Origin of the sequence: Flavobacterium degerlachei (assembly GCF_900106645.1) — a bacterium.
Taxonomy (GTDB): Bacteria; Bacteroidota; Bacteroidia; order Flavobacteriales; family Flavobacteriaceae; genus Flavobacterium; species Flavobacterium degerlachei.
Genome location: NZ_FNMV01000015.1, coordinates 70,667 through 96,156, shown reverse-complemented (window position 1 = coordinate 96,156; position 25,490 = coordinate 70,667). Strand labels below are relative to the sequence as shown.

At 33.9% G+C, this 25,490-nt stretch carries 14 protein-coding genes; 11 read left to right on the top strand and 3 right to left on the bottom strand.

Going from position 1 to position 25,490, the window contains the following annotated elements; genetic code table 11:
* The first annotated feature begins 4 nt into the window (after positions 1 to 4).
* The 6 genes from BLV91_RS14445 (at position 5) to queG (ending at position 7,224) form a co-directional block, all read left to right on the top strand.
* Positions 5 to 550, top strand: a complete 546-nt coding sequence (locus tag BLV91_RS14445; protein WP_091434519.1) for a c-type cytochrome — start codon at positions 5 to 7, stop codon at positions 548 to 550.
* A gap of 27 nt (positions 551 to 577) precedes the next feature.
* A complete protein-coding gene (locus tag BLV91_RS14440; protein WP_091434558.1) occupies positions 578 to 2,047 on the top strand; it encodes a cation-translocating P-type ATPase in 1,470 nt (489 codons plus the stop codon).
* Positions 2,048 to 2,066: 19 nt separating this feature from the next.
* Positions 2,067 to 3,215 carry a cytochrome c oxidase subunit II gene (locus BLV91_RS14435; RefSeq protein WP_091434517.1) on the top strand — a complete coding sequence of 383 codons (1,149 nt, stop codon included), beginning with the start codon at positions 2,067 to 2,069 and terminating at the stop codon, positions 3,213 to 3,215.
* Between the two features lie 28 nt (positions 3,216 to 3,243).
* A complete protein-coding gene (locus BLV91_RS14430) occupies positions 3,244 to 5,040 on the top strand; it encodes a cytochrome c oxidase subunit I (protein WP_091434515.1) in 1,797 nt (598 codons plus the stop codon).
* Between the two features lie 132 nt (positions 5,041 to 5,172).
* Positions 5,173 to 6,195 (top strand): Holliday junction branch migration DNA helicase RuvB, encoded by a 1,023-nt coding sequence (gene ruvB, locus BLV91_RS14425; protein ID WP_091434513.1) that lies wholly within the window; start codon positions 5,173 to 5,175, stop codon positions 6,193 to 6,195.
* A gap of 111 nt (positions 6,196 to 6,306) precedes the next feature.
* Positions 6,307 to 7,224: a tRNA epoxyqueuosine(34) reductase QueG gene (queG, locus tag BLV91_RS14420; protein ID WP_091434556.1), complete on the top strand. Its 918-nt coding sequence runs from the start codon at positions 6,307 to 6,309 to the stop codon at positions 7,222 to 7,224.
* 41 nt (positions 7,225 to 7,265) lie between these two features.
* On the opposite strand, the gene BLV91_RS14415 is transcribed toward queG, so the two are convergent.
* From BLV91_RS14415 to BLV91_RS14405, 3 genes are all read right to left on the bottom strand, one after another.
* The gene (locus tag BLV91_RS14415) at positions 7,266 to 8,294 is read right to left on the bottom strand and encodes a LacI family DNA-binding transcriptional regulator (RefSeq protein ID WP_091434511.1); all 1,029 of its coding nucleotides are present in this window, start codon (positions 8,292 to 8,294) and stop codon (positions 7,266 to 7,268) included.
* Between the two features lie 286 nt (positions 8,295 to 8,580).
* The gene (locus tag BLV91_RS14410) at positions 8,581 to 9,600 is read right to left on the bottom strand and encodes a LacI family DNA-binding transcriptional regulator (RefSeq protein WP_091434509.1); all 1,020 of its coding nucleotides are present in this window, start codon (positions 9,598 to 9,600) and stop codon (positions 8,581 to 8,583) included.
* A 154-nt stretch (positions 9,601 to 9,754) separates the two neighbouring features.
* Positions 9,755 to 11,431: a glycoside hydrolase family 13 protein gene (locus BLV91_RS14405; RefSeq protein ID WP_091434507.1), complete on the bottom strand. Its 1,677-nt coding sequence runs from the start codon at positions 11,429 to 11,431 to the stop codon at positions 9,755 to 9,757.
* Between the two features lie 218 nt (positions 11,432 to 11,649).
* Here BLV91_RS14405 and BLV91_RS14400 point away from each other — a divergent pair, with 218 nt between their 5' ends.
* From BLV91_RS14400 to BLV91_RS14380, 5 genes are all read left to right on the top strand, one after another.
* Positions 11,650 to 13,668 carry a kojibiose hydrolase gene (locus BLV91_RS14400; RefSeq protein ID WP_245709716.1) on the top strand — a complete coding sequence of 673 codons (2,019 nt, stop codon included), beginning with the start codon at positions 11,650 to 11,652 and terminating at the stop codon, positions 13,666 to 13,668.
* Positions 13,669 to 14,163: 495 nt separating this feature from the next.
* On the top strand, positions 14,164 to 17,172 hold the full coding sequence (locus tag BLV91_RS14395) for a SusC/RagA family TonB-linked outer membrane protein (protein WP_245709715.1): 3,009 nt from the start codon (positions 14,164 to 14,166) through the stop codon (positions 17,170 to 17,172).
* Positions 17,173 to 17,183: 11 nt separating this feature from the next.
* A complete protein-coding gene (locus BLV91_RS14390) occupies positions 17,184 to 18,725 on the top strand; it encodes a RagB/SusD family nutrient uptake outer membrane protein (protein WP_091434502.1) in 1,542 nt (513 codons plus the stop codon).
* A gap of 156 nt (positions 18,726 to 18,881) precedes the next feature.
* Entirely contained in the window at positions 18,882 to 22,199 is a 3,318-nt protein-coding gene (locus tag BLV91_RS14385) for a VCBS repeat-containing protein (protein WP_091434500.1), read from the top strand.
* Entirely contained in the window at positions 22,192 to 25,449 is a 3,258-nt protein-coding gene (locus BLV91_RS14380; protein ID WP_091434552.1) for a VCBS repeat-containing protein, read from the top strand. The genes BLV91_RS14385 and BLV91_RS14380 overlap by 8 nt, the downstream gene beginning before the upstream one ends.
* Positions 25,450 to 25,490 lie beyond the last annotated feature (41 nt).

Sequence of the window (25,490 nt, the reverse complement as noted above, 5' to 3'; positions counted from 1 at the left end):
AGATATGAAAAGGGTATATAAAATAACACTATTATTTGGCATCACTATTTTGGTAGCATCTTGTCATAATAATTCAGCACCGAACTACCAGTACTTTCCTAATATGTATGAGTCAGTAGGCTATGAAACATATTCAGAATCTAGTGCTTTTGCCAATGGAAAAGAAGGTCAGCTTCCTGCACATGGAACAATAAATAGAGGTTTTGAACCTTATGATTATGAAAATACGCCAGAAGGATATGAGTTGGCTAAAGCAAACCTTAAATCGCCGCTTGACTCTTTAGATAGAGGTTCTGATAAAGGAAAGGCGCTTTTTGATATTTATTGCATTAGTTGTCACGGTTCGGCTGGAGACGGAAAAGGAAAATTAGTCGAAAGAGAAAAATTCCTTGGTGTCCCTAGTTATAAGGACAGAGTCATCACTGAAGGAAGTGTTTTTCACGTTGTGACTTATGGTTTAAATGCAATGGGCTCTCATGCTAATCAATTAAGTGTCCACGAACGTTGGTTAGTTGCCGACTATGTTCTAAAACTAAAAAGCCAATTATAATTGTTGAACAAACTGATCGTAAAAGATATGTATACATTTTCAAGTAAATTAAAGACTTTCTCAATGATCTTAATGGCCTTAGGTCTATTAGGAATTGGATATGGTTTTTTAACTGCACCAAAAGATATTCACGAAGTCGAGCTTATGCTCGCTTCTGAAAGCCATGGAGGACATGGAGAGGTTAAACATGATGCTTCTGAAGTTGCTGGCGAAAGTCATGCTGCTGCAGAGAGTCATGAAGAAGTAAAACATGAGGTTGCTGAAACTGCTGGCGAAAGTCACGCGGCTATGGAAAGTCATGAAGAAGTTAAACATGAGGTTACTGAAACTGCTGGCGAAAGTCATGTGGCAAAAGAAGGTCATGCTGACGCAAAAGAGGCTTCGGAACATAATGAGCATTTAACGCATGTATTACACCAATTGCAAAACAAGCCTTGGGCTGCATTGTATGTTGCTTGTATTTTCTTTTTGCTTGTTACAATGGGAGTTCTTGCTTTTTATGCAATTCAACAAGTTGCATCAGCAGGTTGGTCTCCAGTATTGTTTAGAGTGATGCAAGGAATTACCGCTTATTTACCATGGGGTTCTGTAATATTTTTCGTTATTTTAGTATTATGTGGATTGCATTTTAACCATCTGTTTATTTGGTTAGATCCTGAAGTAGTTGCTCATGATAAGCTTATTGCTGGTAAGTCAGGTTACTTAAACTTTCCTTTTTGGATCGTTAGAGCTGGTATATTTTTAATAGGATGGAATGTCTACAGATACTATGCTGCTAAAAACTGTTTAGCACAGGATGAATCTAATGACGATAGTTTCTACAAAAAGAATTTCAACATATCAGCAATGTTTTTGGTTTTCTTTATCGTTTCAGAGTCTATTATGTCTTGGGATTGGATTTTATCTATTGACCCACACTGGTTTAGTACTTTATTTGGATGGTATGTATTTGCAAGTTTCTTTGTAAGTGGTATTACAACAATATGTATGGTTACTTTGTATTTGAAATCAAAAGGATACCTAGAATATGTTAATACAAGTCATATACACGATTTAGCCAAATTCATGTTCGGATTTAGTGTTTTCTGGACTTACCTTTGGTTCTCACAGTTCATGTTAGTTTGGTATGCAAATATTCCTGAAGAGATCACGTATTTCATTACAAGAATTCAGTTGTATAACTTACCGTTCTTTGGAGCAGTTGTTATGAACTTCCTTTTCCCAATTTTGATATTAATCAATACAGATTTCAAAAGAATCTCTTGGGTACTTGTTATGGCAGGTACAGTAATATTAGCTGGTCATTATATTGATTTCTTCAATATGATTATGCCGGGAACAGTTGGAGACAGATGGTTTATCGGAGTTTCAGAAATTGCATCAGTTCTTTTCTTTCTAGGATTATTTATTTTTACTGTGTTCACAGCATTAACTAAAGCTCCTTTGTTACCAAAAAGAAATCCTTTTATAGAAGAGAGTAAACATTTTCATTATTAATATTTAAAGAAGTAAACAGATGACAAGTTTGTTGGTAATTATAGTTTTAGTTTTATTAGCTGTTGCTTTATGGCAATTGACTAAAATATTCGACCTTACTCAGGTAGGTTCAGATACGGATAGTTCGCAGATAGCTTCCGATAATGATAATAATGTACAAGGATATTTAATGTTTGGCTTTTTAGCCTTTATCTATATTTTTACAATTTATGGATTATTTAAATGGGGACCTTTAGTTCTTCATACGCCAGCTTCAGCTCATGGAGGTCAGGTAGATAATCTAATGAATATTACTTGGATTCTTATTTTTATTGTTCAAGCGATTACTCAAGTGTTATTGCATTATTTTGCTTTCAAATACAGAGGTAAAAAAGATCAAAAAGCATTATATTTTGCTGATAACAATAAGTTAGAGGCAATTTGGAGTGTGATTCCAGCAGTAGTTTTGGCAGGTTTGATACTATATGGTTTGTATGCTTGGACAAATATCATGTTTATTGATGATGAAGAGGATACAGTAGTTGTAGAGCTTTATGCTCAACAATTTAAATGGACCGCTAGGGTTGCTGGAGCTGACAATGTTCTTGGAAAAGCAAACGTTAGATATATTGAGGGTGTTAATACACTTGGTGTAGATATGGGAGATGCATATGCACAAGATGATATCGTTGTTTCTGAATTGCATATTCCAAAAGGTAAAAAGATTCACTTTAAAATGAGATCGCAAGATGTTTTGCACTCAGCTTACATGCCTTATTTTAGAGCGCAAATGAACTGTGTTCCTGGAATGGTTACTGAATTTGCTTTCGAGCCAATTTATACTACAGCAGAATATAGAGAGTTGCCTTATATGATTGAAAAAGTTGCTAATATCAATTCGTTAAGATCTAAGAAAAGTTTAGCTTTAGTAGCTAAAGGAGATGTGGCTCTTGATCCATACGCATTTGATTATTTACTTCTTTGTAATAAAATTTGTGGTTCTTCTCATTATAACATGCAAATGAAAATTGTAGTGGATACACCAGAAGATTATAAGAAATGGTTGTCTGAGCAAGTAAGCTTAGCGCAACAACTGAAAGAAGCAAGTGCTCCTGCAGCTGTTGAAGGAGCTGAGACTCCTTTAAAATCAAATGATACGGTAGCTGTTTCTAAAATAGCGATGAAATAATTATTAAGAAAATTTAAAGTAAACATATATGTCAGCAGAAGGTCACGATCACGGACACGATCACGAACACGAACACCATCATAAAGATACTTTCATTACTAAATATATCTTTAGTATTGATCATAAAATGATTGCTAAGCAATATCTTCTTACGGGTATTGTAATGGGGATTATTGGTGTTGGAATGTCTATGCTTTTTAGAATGCAATTGGCATGGCCAGAAGAGTCTTTTAGGATATTTAATATTTTATTAGGAGACAAATGGGCACCTAATGGTGTTATGAGTAATGATATATACTTGTCGTTAGTTACAATTCACGGTACTATTATGGTATTTTTTGTACTTACCGCGGCATTGAGTGGAACTTTTAGTAATTTATTGATTCCACTTCAAATTGGAGCGCGAGATATGGCCTCCGGATTCATGAATATGATTTCCTATTGGTTATTCTTTTTATCAAGTGTAATCATGATATGCTCTTTATTTGTTGAATCAGGACCAGCAAATTCAGGTTGGACTATATATCCTCCTTTAAGTGCATTGCCACAAGCAATTTCTGGTTCAGGAATGGGTATGACTTTGTGGCTGACTTCTATGGCAATCTTTATTGCATCATCTTTGATGGGTTCATTGAATTATATTGTTACGGTAATTAATCTAAGAACAAAAGGAATGTCTATGACTAGATTGCCTCTAACAATTTGGGCTTTCTTTGTAACTGCTATTATTGGGGTCGTTTCGTTTCCAGTTCTTTTATCAGCATGTTTATTATTAATTTTTGATAGAAGTTTTGGTACTTCTTTCTTTTTGTCTGATATTTATATTGCGGGAGAAGTTTTGCATTACCAAGGTGGTTCTCCAGTTCTTTTTGAACACTTATTCTGGTTCTTAGGTCACCCTGAAGTTTACATTGTAATCTTACCAGCATTAGGAATAACTTCTGAAATTATTGCAACTAACTCACGTAAGCCAATTTTTGGATACAGAGCGATGATCATGTCAATTATAGCAATTGCGTTTTTATCAACGATTGTTTGGGGTCACCATATGTTTATCTCAGGGATGAATCCATTCCTAGGTTCTGTGTTTACCTTTACGACATTATTGATTGCGATTCCTTCAGCAGTAAAAGCATTTAATTATATTACAACTCTTTGGAAAGGTAATTTGCAATTAAATCCAGCGATGTTGTTTTCAATTGGATTAGTTTCTACCTTTATTACAGGCGGTTTAACTGGAATTATTCTTGGAGATAGTACATTAGATATAAATGTTCACGATACTTATTTTGTTGTAGCTCACTTTCACTTGGTAATGGGTATATCTGCTCTTTACGGAATGTTTGCTGGTATCTACCACTGGTTTCCAAAAATGTTCGGTAGAATGCTTAATAAAAATTTAGGATATGTTCATTTTTGGGTAACTGCAATCTGTGCTTATGGAGTATTTTTCCCAATGCACTTTATTGGATTAGCTGGATTACCAAGACGTTATTACACAAACACGAACTTTCCATTATTTGATGATTTACAAAATGTAAATGTTTTGATAACGACTTTCGCCTTAATTGGTGGTGTTTTTCAATTAGTGTTTTTATATAACTTCTTTAGTAGTATTTTCTACGGTAAGAAAGCAGTACAAAATCCTTGGAAATCAAATACATTAGAGTGGACTACTCCAGTAGAACATATTCATGGTAACTGGCCAGGTGAAATTCCAGAAGTACACAGATGGCCTTATGATTATAGTAATCCAGGTCATGATGAAGATTTCGTTCCTCAAACAGTACCTATGAAACCCGGTGAAGAAGTTTTACACCATTAAAAAAAATATAAAGCCTCTACGTAAGTAGGGGCTTTTTTTTCGCTATACTATTTATAGTAGTTCCCACTTTTAATTTTCTTGTAATTATAATTTATAAATTATAATTCAAAATTCCTTTGCTATCTTTGTTACATGAATGAAAATCTAGATCCAACAACAAACGGTTATAATTCGGAAGAATTTGATCTTGAAAAAAAATTAAGACCATTATCATTTGATGATTTTGCGGGTCAAGATCAGATATTAGAGAACCTGAAAGTTTTTGTTGAAGCAGCGAATCAAAGGAATGAAGCCTTAGATCATACTCTTTTTCATGGCCCTCCAGGTTTGGGAAAAACTACTTTGGCAAACATTTTGGCTAATGAGTTACAAGTTGGGATTAAAATCACTTCAGGTCCCGTTTTAGACAAGCCTGGTGATTTAGCAGGTCTTCTGACTAATCTTGAGGAAAGAGACGTATTATTTATAGATGAAATCCATCGTTTAAGTCCAATTGTTGAAGAGTATCTGTATTCAGCAATGGAAGACTTCAAGATAGATATTATGATTGAATCAGGGCCAAATGCACGTACTGTTCAGATCAATTTAAATCCATTCACGCTAATTGGAGCAACAACTCGTTCTGGTTTGCTTACGGCTCCTATGAGGGCTCGTTTTGGAATATCATCAAGACTACAATATTATACTGCTGAACTACTGACTACAATAGTGGAACGTAGTGCATCTATTTTAAAAATGCCCATTTCTATGGAAGCTGCAATCGAAATTGCGGGTAGAAGTAGAGGAACACCTCGTATCGCCAATGCTTTGTTGCGTCGTGTGCGTGATTTTGCTCAAATAAAAGGGAATGGGACAATTGATATTGAAATAGCAAGATATGCTTTAAAAGCCTTAAATGTTGATGCTCATGGACTGGATGAAATGGACAATAAAATTCTGACAACCATTATTGATAAATTCAAAGGTGGTCCGGTAGGATTGTCTACATTGGCAACTGCCGTATCTGAAAGTAGTGAAACTATTGAAGAAGTATATGAACCTTTCTTGATTCAAGAAGGTTTTATAATGAGAACACCAAGGGGTAGGGAAGTGACTGATAAAGCCTATAAACACTTAGGTAGAGTTAAAACGAATGTACAAGGCGGATTATTTTAATTTCAGGAGCTTTTTCCTGCTATTCGCTTCAATCTTGTGGGGCATAGATGCCCGCCCCACAAGGATTTACGCTACTATCAGGGCTATTGTAAACCCGTTAATAATTACGTTATTTCAAAAACGAAACATACTGAATATATAAAATCCGAAGCTAAACGTCTCGGATTTTTGGCTTGTGGTATTTCTAAGGCTGGATTTCTAGAACAAGATGCGCCACGGCTTGAAGATTGGTTGAAGAACAATAGCCATGGTCAGATGTCGTATATGGAAAATAATTTTGATAAACGACTGAATCCAACATTGCTTGTCGATGATGCTAAAAGCGTCGTTTCTCTTTTACTGAACTACTACCCTGAACAATGTCAAAATCTGGATTCGTATAAAATTTCCAAGTACGCCTATGGCCAAGATTATCACTCGGTTATAAAAGACAAGCTAAAGGAATTTCTTTTTTCTATTCAAAGTACAATTGGCGAAGTTTCTGGTCGTGCTTTTGTTGATTCGGCACCAGTTTTAGATAAGGCTTGGGCCGCTAAAAGCGGTTTAGGCTGGATTGGTAAAAACAGTAATTTATTGACGCAGAAAGTAGGTTCCTTTTACTTTATAGCGGAGCTCATAATTGACTTAGAATTGGATTATGACCATGCTACAACAGATCATTGCGGGAGCTGTACCGCCTGTTTGGACGCCTGTCCTACAGAAGCTATAGTGGCTCCTTATGTGGTGGACGGTAGTAAATGCATTTCCTATTTTACAATTGAGCTAAAAGAGAATATACCCCAAGAAATGAAGGGTAAATTTGATGATTGGGCTTTTGGCTGTGATATTTGTCAGGACGTTTGTCCTTGGAACAAATTTTCAAAACCAAACAATGAACCTCTATTTAATCCTAATCCCGATTTATTAGCAATGTCGAAAAAAGATTGGGAGGAAATTACTGAAGAAACGTTTAAAGCAGTATTTAAAAACTCGCCTTTAAAAAGATCAAAATTTCTAGGGATAAAAAGAAATATTGACTTTTTAAAATAGTTTTCTAAAAACTTAATTTTGAAGAAAAGAGTGAATTTTTTTTAGCGAATTCTCATAGAGGATTCCCTAATAATTGTATTAGTTTCTAGCTCGATGGTTCTTGGGGTGAACGTAGTTCCTTCTTTATGGCAATGCATTTCTTCTAGCAGTAAGTTAAAAGCTTCTACACCCATTAAATGACTTGGTTGATCAACAGTACTCAGTTTGGGAGTCAATACTTGTGACATAAACCAGTTGCTAAAACCTATTACAGCCACTTGTTCAGGTATTTTTATATTGTTATCGTTAAAATGCGATAAAACCCCTACTGCAACTAAATCAGTAATAGCAAATATGCCGTCTACATCAGGATGTTCCTCTATAATTTGTTTTGCAAAATCAACACCTTCCTGAAAAGTAACGTTTTCACAAGTATAGACAAGCTTTGAATCAAAAGGGATGTTATTTTTTTCTAATGCTTTTTTATATCCAATGAAACGGTCAATCGCATTTTGAGGATTTAAGGGGCCACGTATATGAGCTATTTTTTTGCAACCACTATCAATTAAATGCTGGACGGCATTGAAAGCTGCTTTTTGATCATTGATAATTACCTTAGAACATTTTGAAAGTTTTGAGATTTTGTCAAACATTACAAAGGGTATATTGCGCTCAATTATTTCCTTTATATGGTCGTCGTTATTTGATTCATTGGAAAGTGACATTAAAATTCCATCAACTCTCTTGTTTATCAATAATTCTACTTGCTTTTTTTCGAGTGCTAAGGTCTCATTTGACTGTAAAATAATTACTAAATACTCGTTTTTTTCTGCTTCATCAATAATTGCGTTGATGATATTCGAAAAAAAGTGATGCATTACTTCTGGGATTATTAACCCTATAGTTTTTGACTCTTTTGTTCTTAAGTTAACGGCAAAACTATTTGGGGTATAATGTAACTTTTGGGCAAGTTCAACTACCGCTTTTTTAGTTTTCTCACTAACATCGGGATAATTTTTTAATGCTTTAGAAACGGTTGTTATTGAAATACCCAGTTTAGAGGCAATTTCTTTAAGAGTGATATCTTTCATGAACTAAATTTCTAATATTTTAAGGTGTAAAGCATATTTCATTATAATTATTCGATAGCTTTAATTTCTGATTATGGTGTAAAATTCTTTCAAGTATGAATTTTTATTCTCATTTTCATTACCAAGGTATTAATTTTAATCGAAGGTTTCTGTTAAATTGATTAATTAAATTTGGTACAGGTTAAAGTACTTTGAGTTTTATCCTTTATTTTAATTTTGTTACTTTTTAAAGAGATGTAATAAGAAGTGTCTAGTTTGAGATGCTAGAATAATGAATAATCGGATGTTAAGCAGATCCTCGTTCGATTATACTTGTTTCTAGTTCTATTGATTGAAAAATTACAGGTTTATCTTTCCTTTCTAAATCAATCTCATCAAATAGAATAGCAGCAGCTCTATTGCCTATTTCGAACCCAGGTTGGTCTATAGTGGTAAGCTTGGGAGTTATAATTTCAGACATAAATGAATTACAAAAACCAAAAACGGCTATTTGTTCTGGCATTTTTATGTTTATATCATTTAAGTATTTAATAATGCCCACAGCAACTAAGTCTGTTACAGCAAAGATCGCATCTAAATCAGGATGTTCAGCTACAGCATTTTCAGCATTTTTATAACCGTCTTCAAAATCAGTATTGTTGTCGCAAACGTATACTAAGGAGGGATTATAGATAATGTTGTTATCTTCTAGTGCTTTTTTATATCCTAGAAAACGATCTATAGAATTTTGAGGCATATAAGATCCTCTAAAATGAGCAATTTTTTTATGTCCCTTTTTAATAAGGTAGTTTACTGCATCATAGGAAGCTTTACGGTCATTGATAGTCACCTTTGAGCAGTTTATTAATTTTGCAATTTTGTCAAAAAGTACAAGTGGTGTTTTGTTATTGATTATATTTTTTATGTGACCGAAGTCCCCAGTTTCATTTGAGAGTGATATTAAAATTCCATCTACTCGTTTATTGAGCAAAAGTTCAATTTGCTTTTTTTCTATATCTAGTTTTTCATTGGAGCGTAATATAATAACTAGGTATTTTCTTTTTTGAGCCTCGGCCAAAATACCTTCTAATACTTTGGAAAAAAAATTGTAATCAATAGTTGGGACAATAACACCTATAGTTGTAGACTCTTTTGTTCTTAAGTTAACAGCAAAGCTATTTGGAGTGTAATTTAGTTTTTTAGCTAAATCAACGATTGTCTTCTTTGTTTTTGCACTAACATCTGGATAATTTTTTAGCGCCTTTGATACAGTTGTTATAGAAACTCCTAATTGGGTTGCAATTTGTTTAAGCGTTGCGTCTTTCATTTATGTATCCTTGGATTTTTTTAAAAAAAATAACAGATTGTTTAAAACAAACTTACAATTTTATTCATTGTAATTCATTTTAAATAATCTGTTTAGGTTTAACGTTGAAGTTAAATGGTCAAGAAATAAACATTAAATATTTTTCGTAAAAGCATTAGTATGCTATGATTATTGCTTCATAGGGACGTAGCTGGCAATTTTCAACTTTCTCAAAATCATTATAATTGTCCAATAGTACTTCATGTTTTCCCAATTTGAAGTTTAAATTATAGGTAGCAGTTTGATCAGTGAAATTTAATAGTACCAATATTTTTTTGTCATTTAGCCTTCTAGTGTAGGCATAAACGTTTGGGTTTTCTCTGTCTAGCAACGTATAAGTTCCGTAAACGAGGGTAAGATTTTCTTTGCGTAACTGGACTAATTTTCTAAAATAGTTTAATACTGAATTTTGATTCTTCTCTTGTATTTCGGCATTTATAGTTTCAAAATTAGGATTCAGTTTCAACCATGGTTTTCCGGAAGTAAATCCCGAGTTTTTAGTAGAATTCCATTGAAAGGGTGTTCGGCTGTTTTCTCTTGAAGTTTGTTTTTGCGCCTCTAGAAAAGCTTGTAAATCTCCTCCTTTATTTTTTATACTAATATACTTGTTACGGGTGTCTATATCTTGGTACTCATTTATCGAATCAAATCGTGGATTTACCATTCCAAGTTCGTCACCTTGATAATAAAAAGGGGTTCCTCTCATAGTTAATATAAAGGTTGAAAGCATTTTTGATGAAATTTCTCTGAACTCAGGAGAATCATTGCCAAATTTACTCACCATCCTAGGCTGATCATGATTAGCCAGAAATATAGCTAGCCAGCCTTTGTCTTTGAATTCAGTATCATATCTTGAAAATATGTCTTTGTATTTTACAAGACCAAAATCAGCAATATGATTTCCTATTTCTACGCTTTCAAAATGATAAGCAATGTCTAGTTCTTTTCGGTCTGGATCAACGAATTTCATGGCCTCAGAAGGTGAGCTTCCAGCTCCCTCAGCAACCGTCATAATATTGTATTTACTCAGAACCTCCCTATTCATCTCTTGAATATAGTCATGTAAATGAGGGCCATCGCCATAATATTTCATGATTTCTATAGGTTCATTTAGTATTTCTGTTGGTAATTCGGGAAAGTTATTGTCTTTGGATATAAATTGGAAAGCATCCATTCTAAAGCCATCGATTCCTTTGTCAAGCCAAAACTTCATTATATCGTAAACTTCATTTCTTAACGTAGGATTTTCCCAATTCAAATCAGGCTGTTTTTCTGAAAAATAGTGTAGATAATAGGAATCTGTTGTTGCGTCGTACTTCCAGGCATTACTATCTACGTCAAACCAACTCCATCGGTATGGGGGAGTCCCTTTTTCAGCTGGCCACCAATGGTAATAATTTCGATATGGATTGTCTCTGGAACTTCGAGATTGTTTAAACCACTCATGCTCATCGCTACTGTGATTAACTACTAAATCCATGATTAATTTAATGCCTCGTTTGTGCATTTCCTGTAATAGAAGATCGAAATCTTCCATGGTGCCAAAATCTGACATGATTTCCCGATAATTACTGATGTCGTATCCATTGTCATCATTTGGCGAAGCATAAATAGGGTTAAGCCAAACTGCATCTACTCCCAGACTTTTTACATAATCCAGTTTAGATATAATCCCTTTCAGGTCTCCTACGCCATCGCCGTCACTATCTTTAAAACTTCTTGGATATATTTGGTAAACAACGGCTTCTTTCCACCACTTTGCGCTGTTTGTTGGAATTATGTCGAATTTCATAATTATAGGGTTTATTTTATATGGAATTATGGTGAAATTTATATTTCATCTAAGCTGATTTAAATTTACACTGATGAATTTGCATCTTTATTTTTACTTTTTAAGTTTTTTTTAAATCGATAACGTTTTCGAAAGAGCGAAAACGTTATCGGTTTTACTTTTTAAGAAATAGATTGACTATTATGTAATAATTTATATAAGTTTGATACTTATTAAAAATGAAAAATACTATGATTTCAAGTGTAAAAAGTTTTTTATTGTTGATTTTAGTGAGTCCAGTTGTTTTTGGACAAGCAAAATCAGACGAATGGCATTTATCGGCTAATTCAAGAGAAAATTATTATGGCGTAGCAATGGCAAACGGCCAAATAGGAATTGTTACAGATGACACTCCGCTAAAAACCAAAGAGATAATTCTTAATGGTGTTTATGAAGCCAGTCCTGAAAACGGTATCAGTAGAATAGTTAGAGGAATTGAATTTTTGAACCTTCATCTATCGATAAACAATCAAGAGATTAAATCTGACAACATTGATAATTGGAAGCAAGTGGTTTCGATGAAGGAGGGAACGAGTACTACTTCGTTTACTTTTAAAGATTTGGTTGCCGTAGACTATACTATTTTGGCAAATAGGGCAATTCCCTATTCGGCTATGGCTATTGTAGAGATTACACCAAAAAAAGATATTGAAATAGTTGCAAATAACTATATGATTGTACCAGATCAATTGAAGGACGCAAAAAGTCAATTTAGAGTTTTAAAAGACAATCAATATATGATGCCAGTTTTTGGGACAACTGCAAAGACATTATTTGGCAAACATACCGTTTCGGCTTCAACGACCTTTCTTTTTGATGGGAAAAGCGAAACCTTGAAACAAACGGGAGACGAAGTTGGTTTTTCTAAAAAGTTATTAAAAGGAAAGAAATACAGGTTTGCTATTGCAGGTGGTATTTGTACCTCTAAAGATTTTACGGACCCGTTAAACGAATCCGAAAGACAACCTATTTATGCTTTGCAAGAAGGGATTGATAAATTATTGGACAAACACAAACAAGCATGGGCTGAACTTTGGAAAACTGGAGATATTCAAATTGAAGGAGATTTAGATGCGCAACAACGTGTTCGATTTGCTTTGTATAATTTGTATTCTTATATACGTCCTGAAACTAGGCAGAGTATTGCTCCAATGGGTCTTTCATCGCAAGGATATAATGGACATATTTTTTGGGATTCTGAGTTGTGGATGTATCCTACACTTTTAGCCTTACAGCCTGATATGGCTAAGTCAACATTAGATTATAGATCCGATCGTTTGCAGAAAGCGAAGCAAAAAGCGACTGTTTATGGGTATAAAGGAGCAATGTTCCCTTGGGAGTCAGATGATACTGGTGAAGAAGCTACGCCTACTTGGGCCTTGACAGGAATTTTTGAGCAACACATTACGGCAGATGTTTCGATTGCTTTTTGGAACTACTATGCTTATACACAAGATAAAAATTGGTTAAGAAAAGAATGGAATGTGTTGAAAGAGACTGCTGATTTCTGGGTAAGTAGAGTGCTTAAAAATAAAGACGGTAGTTATTCCATATTAAATGTGGTTGGAGCAGATGAATATGCACAGCATGTAGATGATAATGCATTTACAAATGCATCAGCTATTGAATCTTTAAAGAATACAATCAAAGCGGCAACAATTCTAGGAGAGCCAATTGATACTAAGTGGGTAGATGTATCAGATAATTTAGTTATCCATGTTAAAAACGGTATTACCCAAAATTATAAAGGATATGAAGGTCAAATGATCAAGCAAGCAGATGTGAATTTGTTGGCATATCCTTTAAATGTAATAACGGATAAAAAACAAATTGAAAAAGATTTAGAATATTATGCTGCAAAGATTGATCCTAAAGATGGTCCGGCAATGGCGTCTGGAGTGCTATCAGTTCTATATGCGCGTTTGGGTGATAAGGATAAAGCCTATAGCTATTTTGTGAAATCGTATATGCCCAACAGTCGACCGCCTTTTGGTGTGTTTTCTGAATCAGCAAATAGTAATAATCCTTATTTTGCTACAGGAGCGGGAGCCATGCTTCAAGCCGTTATATACGGTTTTGGTGGAGTCGAACAAACTGATATGGGGTTGAAATATAATAAAGGACTTTTACCCAAAGAGTGGAAATCTCTAAAAATCATTGGACTAGGTGTTGATAATAAAACAATCACCGTAGAATAGTAAACTGTTTCCACTATTGCACAATTTATTGCCTTAAGTATCTGTATTATGAAAATTAATAATACGGTTACTTAAGGCTTTTTTGTTTTCAATTGTTAGATCTATTCAGAATAATAGTTTTTAAAATTATTATTAGTAAATAGGATGGTGGTCATACTGATAGTTATTGATGAATAATCAGTAAAAAGAAAGAAACAATAAGTAATTAGCAACGATTTTCGCTTCGAGGGTCTTTTTTTAATAAAAACGCAATCTGTTTTGCTCTAAAAATGCAATAAAATAGCAAAATGGGTAAAATTTTATACTTTTTTTATACTTTATATAATAATAGTATTAAATTTTTAGCATTTTAATTTTAAAATCGAAAACGTTTTCGGTACTCCGAAAACGTTATAGTTGGTATGTTTCTTAAAATTTTCATAAAATTTTGACTAAGTTTGAAATGAATTAAACAAAACCAATTAAACAAATTATTAACCAACTTATTTATTACGTATGAAAAATAGTCTACTAAAGGGCTTGATGGTGTTTCTAACGGTACTTTGTACAAGTATGGCCTATTCGCAAGATGTGTCCGGTACAGTATCTGACGCCAGTGGTCCACTTCCGGGGGCTTCGATATTAGTTAAAGGAACGTCAATTGGAGCGCAAACGGATTTCGATGGAAAGTTTACCATCAGAAACGTAGGTGCTAATGCAGTATTAGTTTTCACTTACATTGGTCTTAAACAACAAGAAGTAAATGTAGCTGGAAAAACTACAGTGAATATTATCTTAAAAGAAGATTCTGCTGAGTTAAGAGAAGTAGTTGTAATCGGTTACGGTACAGTTAGAAAAAAAGACGCAACTGGTGCTGTTGATCAAATTGGAGCTAAAGATTTTGATAATGTAGCGGCACCTTCGCCGGCACAGTTATTAAGAGGTAAAGTTGCAGGTGTACAAGTTACACAATCTAGTGGGGAACCAGGAGGAGGAATTTCAGTGAGAGTTCGTGGAAACTCTTCTATTCGTTCTGGAAATGGACCGCTATATGTTATTGATGGGGTACCGTTGGATGGTGGGAATGTATCAGCAGGTGGTGGACTTACGTCTAACAGTGGAGCGCAAGATTTAGGGTCTTCTTCTGCTAGAAACCCGTTGAACTTTATCAATCAAAATGATATTGAAAGTATAAGTGTATTGAAAGATGCTTCTTCTACAGCGATTTATGGTTCTCGTGGTGCTAATGGGGTAATTGTAATTACTACTAAAAAAGGAAAATCTGCCGAACCACAATTATCATACAGTAGTTCTGTAACTTTTAGTAAAAAAGCTGGGAACTTTGGTGTGATGAGTGCTGATCAGTTTGCTGCTGCTGGTGGTGACGATCAAGGGGCAAGGTCTTATAACTGGGAAGATGCAGTTTTGAGAAACGGGTTTTCTATGAACCACGATTTGTCATTTAGTAAAACAGGTGAAAATTCAAATACGAGATTGTCATTTGGTGCGTCTAATACGGATGGTATTGTAAAAAACACTGGTTTAGATAAATATTCAGCTTCGTTTTACAATTCGAATGAATTCTTTGGAGGAGCTCTTAAAGTAGAATCAAGAGTTATCTATACTTCTTTGAAAGATGAAACTACATTATTGTCTAATAATGCAGGTTATATTGGTAACTTAATTGGAACAGCTTTGTATTGGAATCCAACTTTGCCAATTTATAATACTGATGGTAGTTATAATGTTATTAGTACTTCCTATTTGAATCCAGTTCAACTGTTGGATGCTTATAAAGATTATACTAATACCAATAAATTATTAGGAAGTATTAATACTACTTGGAAAATCAATAGTCACTTAAAATATCAATTTTTATTTGGTATAGAAAGTTCAACATCGACTAGAAAAACACAGTTATTGCCTTCTATACAAATTTTGAATACTGCACAGGCTGTGGTGCCTAAAGCTAGTGATTCAGACCCAACAATTACTAAATACGGTCAGGCTGCTATTGCCAATCAAAATAAATTCAATAAAACATTTGAACATACATTGAATTACAATAATGATATTAGTGACAACTTTAATTTAGATGCCTTAGTTGGATATTCTTACTATGACTATACTGCAGATGGGAATCAATCATCTGGTATTGGGTATGATGCTTCACAAACTAATTTGATTGATAATATTGAAGGTGGTCTTCAAAATGAATTTAGAGTTTCTTCATATAGAAACAGAGTTGAGTTGCAATCTTATTTTGGAAGAGTTAACGCTACTTTGTTCAAAAAATTAATTGTTACGGGAACTATACGTGCTGATGGGTCTACTAAACTGGGAGTAAATAATAAATACGATTATTTTCCTTCTGTTGGTGTAGCTTATAAAGTGGTTGATAATGCTGAAGGTTTAGTTAATGACTTTAAACTTAGAGGAAACTACGGTATCACAGGTAATCAAGAATTTGCACCAAACTCTGCAATTGCAAGAGCGTCTTACGGTAATAATGGTTCTTTAAATTTAGATAGTAATTCAAATGCTGATTTAAGATGGGAGACTACTAAATCATATGGTGTTGGAGCTGACTTTGAATTGATTAATAATAGGTTAACAGGATCGTTAGATTATTTCCAAAGAGATACTAAAGATTTAATTTTCCCTGTACCAGCAGCGGCAACGCAACCGGGACCTCCGTCTCCACGTTTCAAGAATTTGCCTGGTAACTTAATCAATAAAGGGGTTGAGGTAGCTTTAAGTTATAAAATTATAGATAGTGAAAATCTTTCTTGGGATATTTCTGGGAATGCATCCTTCTTAAAAAATGAAATGACAAATTTTGCGGGATTCATTTCTACAGGTGGATTGAATGGTCAAGGTTTATCAGGTGCATATGCACAAGTAATTACTAATGACAAACCAATCTATTCTTATTATATGTACGAATGGAGAGGGTATGATTCAGCAGGGAACTCTATTTATGCTGATGCGGCAGGTAACGATACAGGTTTAGGAACTGCAGCAAAAAAATTATTAGACAAACAACCTTTGCCAAAAATCAATGTTGGTTTCTCAACAGGTTTAAACTTCAAAGGATTTGATGCTAGTGCTTCTTTCTATGGTGCTTTTGGACATTATATATATAACAATACCACTAATGCTTATTTCTTCAAAGGAGCTTTCACTGGTGGTAGAAACGTAACTGAGGAAGCGGCAACATCTGCTCAAGCAGCAGGAGATCCAAACTCACCGTCTACAAAATTTCTTGAAAAAGGAGATTTCTTAAGAATGGGTAACCTTACTCTTGGTTATACGGTAAAAGGAAATTCATTGGATAGATTTAAAATTAAATCAGCTAGATTTTATGTGAATGCTTCTAATTTATTTATAATTACAAGCTATTCAGGAACTGATCCAGAGGTTGATACTGACAAACAGTTGAATGGAGTACCTTCAGCTGGTATAGAGTATTTATCTTATCCAAGAGACAAAAGTGTATCTGTCGGTCTTAATGTAACATTTTAATTAAAAAAACGATGAAAAGAATAAATATAATAAAAGGCATCTTATTAACCAGTACAATTGTACTGGGAGTAAGTTGTACAAATCTAGACGAAGAAGTATTAGATGGAGTAGTTGTTTCTTCCACAGGAGGAGGAACGGTAAATACCTCTTCATTATTAACTAGTTCTTATGAAGGTTTACGAGGTTTTGAGACCCAGGGGCAAATGTTTGCCTTGGATGAAATGTCAACGGATGCTTTAGTGGGACCTACAAGAGGTGGTGACTGGGATGATAATGCAACATGGAGACAAATTCACGTGCATACATGGGCTCCAGATCATGTTGAGGTAAGAAATGCATGGAATGCTTTGTTGTCTCAAGTGTATAACTGTAACTTAGTTATAGAAAACGGCTCGGGTGCCGAAGTGGCTCAAGCTCGTTTTTTAAGAGCATTTTACTACTATAATGTAATTGATTTATTTGGTCAAGTGCCTTATAGAGAAGCTGGTTCTTCACTAGAAGCTGATCCAAAAGTATGGACAAGAATAGAAGCGACTGATTTCGTGATAAGCGAATTAGAAGCTGTTGTTGGTTCTTTGCCTGCAAGAACGCTTGGTAATACGAGTGTTGCGAATGCAGATGCAGCTCATTTTTTATTAGCAAAATTGTATTTAAATAAAGGCGTTTTTAAAGCGGCAGATGCTGCTGGTCCTTATACTTTTGATGCAGCCGATATGACTAAGGTAGTAACTAATGTAGATGCTATAAATAGTACATTAGCAGTTGATTATTGGGATAACTTTAAGCCTGGTAACAATACTTCTAATGAGATACTCTTCTCTTCTGTAAACGTTAGAGGTGGTGCTGGAGGTGGAATTCAATTCCATTGGAGAATGGGTATGCATTACAACCAAACTCCTGATGGATGGAATGGTTTCGCTACAGTAGCAGAGTACTATGATAAATTTAATCCAAACGATAGACGTATTAAAAATGCCGATGCTGATATTATTACAGCATTTGGTAATCCGGTAGGGTTTCAAATAGGACAAATTTATAAGCCAGGAGGAACTGTAAAAGTTTTGGATAGAATAAAAAGTGATGCAAATCCAGACGGGCAACCTCTTGTTTTTACTAAAGCATTGACGCTAATTACCAGCGGTGCTACACTTGAATCTGCAGGTGTTAGAGGTCAAAAATACATTCCGGATTCTCAAAATTTAGGAGCTCCAGACAATGATTATGTATTTATGAGATATTCTGATGCTTTAATGATGAAAGCAGAAGCAATTGCCAGAGGTGGTGCAGGTACTAATGATGTGGTAAAATTGGCAGCAATTGTATCAAGATCTGGGCAGCCAGCAGCTTTCCCTACAACCCTTGATGGAATTTATCTTGAAAGAGGTAAAGAATTATGGTGGGAAGGATGGAGAAGAAATGATATGATTCGTTTTGGAAAATTCTTGCAAGCTAGAGAATTGAAACCTTATGTTTCTGATAATAAATATGCTTTGTTTCCTATTCCAGCAGATGCTTTATTCAATGCTAATTTGAAACAAAATCCAGGTTACTAAGAGTTATTTTCAATTGTTATTTTTTGAGTTAGTTATAGAGAGGGTATTTATTACCCTCTTTATTTATTAACACAATTCCTTATTTTATTCAATGAATATTATATAAATTAGACAACTCTATTTATTGGGTTTTTCTAATCAAATACTACGCATAATATGCTTAATCGTTACTTATTTTTTCCAATTCTTATTCTACTTTTTTCCAATTGCTCCAAAGAAAATACAGAAAACAAAAACGTATTATTTTCCAAACTCGATGCTTCACAAACAGGAATTAACTTTGTTAATGAAGTGAAGAATGGAGAAGATATGAATGTATTTAAATATAGAAATTTTTATAATGGAGGCGGTGTTGCAATAGGAGATATCAATAATGACGGACTTTCCGATATTTATTTCACTTCTAATCTTGGTACAAATAAATTATATTTAAATAAAGGGAATTTCAAATTTGAAGATATTTCTAAAAAAGCAGGAGTTGAAGGTTCTAAATCCTGGTCAACCGGTGTCGTGATGGTCGATCTCAATGGAGATGGATTATTGGATATTTATGTTTGTAATGCAGGAAACATAAAAGGAGACAATCAAAAAAATGAACTTTTCATCAATAATGGTAATGCGACTTTTACTGAAAAAGCAGATGACTACAATCTTGCCGATACTGGAATAACAACTCATGCCGCATTTTTTGACTTTGATAAAGATGGAGATTTAGATGTTTATATTTTAAATAATAGTTTTATACCAGTGAGTAGTCTTAATTATTCTAATAAAAGAGAGTTAAGAGATAAAGATTGGGATGTTGCTGATATTCTAAAAGGAGGAGGAGATAGATTACTTCGTAATGATAACGGAAAGTTTGTTGATGTCAGCAAAGAATCTGGTATATACGGAAGTCTTATAGGTTTTGGTTTAGGGGTTACTGTAGGAGATGTAAATGGAGATTTATATCCAGATATTTATATATCTAATGATTTTTACGAAAAGGATTATTTATACATAAACAATAAAAACGGAACCTTTACCGAACAAATACAAGGCTGGGCATCTCACATTAGTCAATCTTCGATGGGTGCTGATATGGCCGATGTGAACAATGATGGTAAGGCTGATATATTTGTAACGGATATGTTACCTGAATCAGACGAACGTTTAAAAAACACGACCAATTTTGAAAATTATGATTTGTTTCTTCGAAAGATAAATCTGGATTTTTTCAATCAATACATGCAAAACACATTGCAAATTAATAATGGGAATAACCAATTTATGGAAATTGCTAATTATGCTGGTGTGGCCAAAACAGATTGGAGCTGGGGCGCTTTACTGTTTGACATGGATAATGACGGTTACAAAGATATCTATGTGTGCAACGGAATTTACCATGATTTGACCAATCAAGATTTTGTTGATTTCTTTGCCAATGAGTTCATGCAAAAAATGGTGGTAACGGGAAAGAAAGAAGAAATAAAAGAAATTATAAACAAAATGCCAAGTACGGCAATCCCAAACTACGCTTATAAAAATAATAAGAATTTAACCTTTACAAATGAAGCTAATAATTGGGGATTAGGAACGCCTAGTTTTTCAAATGGAGCTGCATACGGTGATTTAGACAATGACGGTGATTTAGATTTGATTGTCAACAATGTAAATATGGAGGCTTTTGTGTTTCAAAATAATTCTGATAAAAATAAAAAGAATCATTTTATAAAAGTAAAACTTAAAGGAGAAAACCAAAACAAATTTGCGGTAGGAAGTGTTGTTGAACTGTTTTCTGAGGATGAAATTATCAGACAGGAATTAATCCCTTCCAGAGGTTTTCAGTCTTCCATAGATTATGTGATGACATTTGGTATTGGAACCAAAAAAATTGACTCTTTAAGAGTGATTTGGCCAAACAGTAAATTTCAAATTATTAAAAAAATCACTACTAACTCAACACTTAATTTGAATATTGAAGATGCCAAATTAATTTATGTACCAAAGAGTGATAAGCCAAAACCATTATTTACAGAAAAACAGAATTCCTTTTTAGCAAGTAAAGAAAATAATTATATCGATTTTGACCATGAAGGATTAATTTCAAAAGAATTATCACAAGAAGGCCCAGCATTAGCAGTTGCGGATATTAATGGAGATGGAAAGGAAGATATTTTCATAGGTGGAGCAAAAGGCACTTCTGGAAAAATTTATTTAAATAACGGGAATGATAATTTTGCAATTACAAATCAAACGGATTTAAATTTAGATGCGAGTTTTGAAGATACTGCAGCTAGCTTTTTTGATGCTGATAATGATGGAGATATTGATTTATTAGTAGGCTCTGGCGGTAATGAAAAAGCAGATCAGGCCAATTATAAAAATCGCTTGTATTTGAATAATGGACAAGGAATTTTTACAAAAAGTAAAAGTAATATTCCCACAACTAATAATAATGTTTCAGTAATAGCGCCATATGATTTTGATAATGATGGTGATATAGACGTTTTTATTGGTAGTAGAAGCGTGCCAGGTGTTTATGGTATTACCCCAAAACAATTGTTACTGGAAAATGATGGAAAAGGAAACTTTATAAACAGTATTGAAAAAGTGGCGTTCAAACTAAATGAGGTAGGAATGGTTACTGATGCGGTATGGGAAGATATTGATAATGATTCCAAAAAAGATTTAATAGTTGTGGGTGACTGGATGGCACCACAAATATTTAAAAATACAGGTCGAAGATTAGCCGTATTCAAATCTAACATAACGGATTATCCAGGGTTTTGGAATGCGGTTAGTTGCGTGGACTTGAATAATGACGGGAAAAAAGATTTAATCTTGGGTAATAAAGGGACAAATACAACCTACAAAGCCTCAGCTGCTAATCCATTAAAATTATTTGTAAATGATTTTGATAATAATGGAACAATTGAACAAATTGCGACCCGTTCCATAAGCGGTAGAGATATGCCTTTGAATTTAAAGCAAGACGTAGCCAGGCAAATTCCATTGATCAAAAAGAAGAATTTGAGTTATGCCGACTATGCTAAAAAGTCTTTTCAGGAATTATTTGCTAAGGAAGTTGTTGATAATACGATTCAAAGGGAAGCAACAATTCAGGAAAGTGTAATTGCAATTAATAAAGGGAATGGCCAATTTGAAATTAAAGTGTTACCCAAGGAAGTTCAATTCTCTTCTGTAAATGCGATTTGTACAACGGATCTCAATAATGATGGAATCCTAGATATAATATTGGGAGGAAACGAATATGAATTTAAACCTCAGTTTTCAAGACTGGATACTAATTATGGAAGTGTGCTTTTAGGAAATAAAAATGGCACATACTCATGGACTCCATACAATAAATCTGGTTTCTTCATGAAAGGGGAAGTGAAACATCTGCAGGCAATTAAAAGCAAGAATAATTCAGTTTCAATAATTGCAGTGATTAATGATAACAGTCCTAAAATATTTAAAAGCAATGAATAATTTTTTTCGAATAATACTCGTTTCACTGCTAGTTGTAAGTTGCTCTAAAAAGCAAAATCATTTATTTGAAAAATTAGCATCCAATAAAAGTAACATTACGTTCAACAACAAATTAATAGAGTCGAAAAACATCTCTATTCTAGATTATCTCTATTATTACAATGGAGGTGGAGTGTCATTAGGGGATATTAATAATGATGGATTAGTTGATATTTATTTCACCTCCAATCAAGGAAAAAATAAATTATACCTTAACAAAGGCGGAAATAAATTTGAAGATATTTCAGATAAAGCTGGAGTGGAAGGTCAAAGTGATTGGAACGCTGGAACCGTAATGGCAGATGTAAATGGTGACGGTTATTTAGATATCTACGTTTGTGCAGTGGTAGGAATCAATGGCTTTGAAGGGCATAATGAGTTATTCATTAATAATAAAAACAATACGTTTACAGAAAGTGCTGCTGAATATGGGTTAGATCTTGATAATTACAGTTCTTCGGCTGCTTTTTTTGATTATGATTTAGACGGAGATTTAGACATGTACTTGTTAAATCATGCAGTGCATTCTGAAGAATCCTTTGGTAATGCTGACGTCAGAAATAAAAGAAGCTACGAATGCGGGGATAAATTGTTTCGAAATGACAATGGCAAATTTGTTGACGTAAGTGAACAAGCAGGAATTTTTGGCGGTGCCAATGGGTACGGACTAGGACTAGCTGTTTCTGATTTTAATTTAGATGGTTATCCCGATATCTATGTTGGAAATGATTTTCATGAAGATGATTATTATTACTTAAATAATGGAGATGGAACCTTCACTGAAAGCTTGAAAAAGCATTTTGGGCATACTAGTAAGTTTTCAATGGGAGTAGATGTGGCTGATATCAATCATGATGGATTCCCAGATATTCTAACGCTTGACATGCTTCCTGAAAATGAAAAGGTGTTGAAAACTTCATTAGGAGATGACAATGCACAAATGCTTAAAATGAGAACTGAAAAATTGGGCTATCATTTTCAGTTTTCCAGAAATATGTTACAATTGAATAATGCAGGGAAAAATTTCACCGAAACAGCATTGCTAAATGGTGTTGCAGCTACGGATTGGAGTTGGAGTGCCTTATTTGCCGATTATGATCAAGATGGAGAACAAGATATTTTTGTAGGTAATGGAATCCCAAAACGTCCCAATGATTTGGATTACGTTAAATATTATTCTAATGATAAGATAAAAAGTAAAATAACATCAACAAAATTATTGGATAAAGAGGCTTTGTTGAAAATGCCAAGCGGACATATTACGAACTACTTTTTTAAGGGTTCGGCAAGTTTAGAATTCAAAAACAAATCAAAAGATTGGATTGAGAATGATTCCATAATTTCAAATGGGAGCGGTTATGCAGATCTTGATAACGATGGGGATCTGGATGTTATTACCAATAATTTAAACAGTATTGCATCACTATATATAAACAGAACGGATACAGCTTCTAATTATTTAAAAATAAAGCTGCAATTTGTAGGTAAAAATACTTTTGGTATAGGAGCTAAAGTAATTTCATATTCTAAAGGGAAAAGGCAGTTTAAGGAACTACAAACAACAAGAGGCTTTCAATCTTCCTCAGAACCAATTATTCATTTTGGTTATGGAAAGGCACCCTCAATTGATTCTTTAGTGGTAATCTGGCCAGATAAAACCTATCAAACAATTAAAAACATAAAAACAAATCAGACGTTGATTGTTAAGGCGTCTAAGAACAGAAAAGTTTTTGATTATCGAAAATTACAGCCATCGAGTTCTATTGTTTTTAATAAGGTTGAAGGTAATCTTGGAATCGATTTTACACATCAGGAAAATGATTATATTGATTTTTTAGCACAAAAATTAATTCCTTATCAACGTTCTGATCGCGGTCCAGCTACAGCAATTGGAGATCTCAATGGGGATGGGAAAGAGGATCTTTTCTTTGGCGGAGCCAAAAATAAGAAAGCAGCAATTTACATTCAAAGTACAAAAGGTTTTTCAAAAAAGTCCTATAGTGAAGTCGAAGGAGATTCTATTTATGAAGATGCTTCTGCCGTAATTGGGGATTTCAATAATGATAAAGTAAACGATTTATTTGTGGCTTCAGGAGGTGGTGAAAACGCATCTAATTTACAGGATCGTTTGTTTGTTTCCTTGAATAAGGAATTGTCTAAATCAAGCTTGATGGAGCTATCTCAGAATGCCTCATTTGTAAAAACATTTGATTACGACAATGATGGAGATTTAGATATTTTTATTGGGAATAATTCTATAAACAATAGATTTGGAAGTATGCCTGATTGTTATTTATTGAATAATAATAAAGGGGTATTTACAAAGGTCGAAGGTAAAACTTTTTCTAAAATAGGAATGGTTACAGATGCTGTGTTTACTGATTTCAATAGAGACGGAAAAATAGATTTGATTGTTATAGGAGAGTGGATGAAACCAACTTTTTTCGCAAATACTAATGGTAAGTTTGTCGATGTAACTAAAACCGTTTTTCCAGAAAATAACAATGGATTATGGCAGGCAATCATAGCTTTTGACATCGATAATGATGGAGATTTGGATTACTTGGTTGGAAATTGGGGTCTGAATTCTAAATTCAAAGCTTCTCAAGAATTTCCTATGAAAATGTTTTATGATGATTTTGATGCCAATGGTTCTTTTGAAACAATAGTTGCCACAGAAAAAGCAGGTAGTTATTATCCAATTTCAGGAATGGATGATCTTGCAGAACAGTTCAGTGGCATGATCAAAAAGAAATTTCATTCCTATAAATTGTTCGCGGGAAAAACCGTGGAAGAAGTGTTTAGTCCTCAAATGCTTTCAAAAGCAAAATTGTTTGAAGTGCACAATCTAAAATCGGGCTATTTGAAAAATCAGAACGGTAAATTTACTTTTGTTCCATTTTCGAATGCCTTGCAAGTGGCGCCAATCAACTGTTTTGTCAAATCTAATTTTGATTCCGAAAAGCAGGAATCTGTTTTTGCTGCTGGAAATTATTTTGGGGTTTCTCCATATCACAGTAGATTTGACGGGTTTTCTGGAGCTTTAATAAAAAGCCAAAAGGCAATAGTCTTGGGTAGTAAGATAGGAATTGATTTGACTGGAAAAGCAGTAAGACACTTGGATATTATAAATTTCAACGGAAAAAAATACCTATTGGTGAGCGTCAATAATGGTAAAGCTGAGGTATATGAAATGCCAGCGGATAAATAAAAAATGATATAATCAGAATAGATTTTACCCTCAAATTAAAT

What these genes read in the sequence shown, in the direction of transcription:
- BLV91_RS14445 (WP_091434519.1), top strand. Translation starts at nt 5, where the DNA reads ATGAAAAGGGTATATAAAATAACACTATTATTTGGCATCACTATTTTG.
- BLV91_RS14440 (WP_091434558.1), top strand. Translation starts at nt 578, where the DNA reads ATGTATACATTTTCAAGTAAATTAAAGACTTTCTCAATGATCTTAATG.
- BLV91_RS14435 (WP_091434517.1), top strand. Translation starts at nt 2,067, where the DNA reads ATGACAAGTTTGTTGGTAATTATAGTTTTAGTTTTATTAGCTGTTGCT.
- BLV91_RS14430 (WP_091434515.1), top strand. Translation starts at nt 3,244, where the DNA reads ATGTCAGCAGAAGGTCACGATCACGGACACGATCACGAACACGAACAC.
- ruvB (WP_091434513.1), top strand. Translation starts at nt 5,173, where the DNA reads ATGAATGAAAATCTAGATCCAACAACAAACGGTTATAATTCGGAAGAA.
- BLV91_RS14415 (WP_091434511.1), bottom strand. Translation starts at nt 8,294, where the DNA reads ATGAAAGATATCACTCTTAAAGAAATTGCCTCTAAACTGGGTATTTCA.
- BLV91_RS14410 (WP_091434509.1), bottom strand. Translation starts at nt 9,600, where the DNA reads ATGAAAGACGCAACGCTTAAACAAATTGCAACCCAATTAGGAGTTTCT.
- BLV91_RS14405 (WP_091434507.1), bottom strand. Translation starts at nt 11,431, where the DNA reads ATGAAATTCGACATAATTCCAACAAACAGCGCAAAGTGGTGGAAAGAA.
- BLV91_RS14400 (WP_245709716.1), top strand. Translation starts at nt 11,650, where the DNA reads ATGAAAAATACTATGATTTCAAGTGTAAAAAGTTTTTTATTGTTGATT.
- BLV91_RS14395 (WP_245709715.1), top strand. Translation starts at nt 14,164, where the DNA reads ATGAAAAATAGTCTACTAAAGGGCTTGATGGTGTTTCTAACGGTACTT.
- BLV91_RS14390 (WP_091434502.1), top strand. Translation starts at nt 17,184, where the DNA reads ATGAAAAGAATAAATATAATAAAAGGCATCTTATTAACCAGTACAATT.
- BLV91_RS14385 (WP_091434500.1), top strand. Translation starts at nt 18,882, where the DNA reads ATGCTTAATCGTTACTTATTTTTTCCAATTCTTATTCTACTTTTTTCC.
- BLV91_RS14380 (WP_091434552.1), top strand. Translation starts at nt 22,192, where the DNA reads ATGAATAATTTTTTTCGAATAATACTCGTTTCACTGCTAGTTGTAAGT.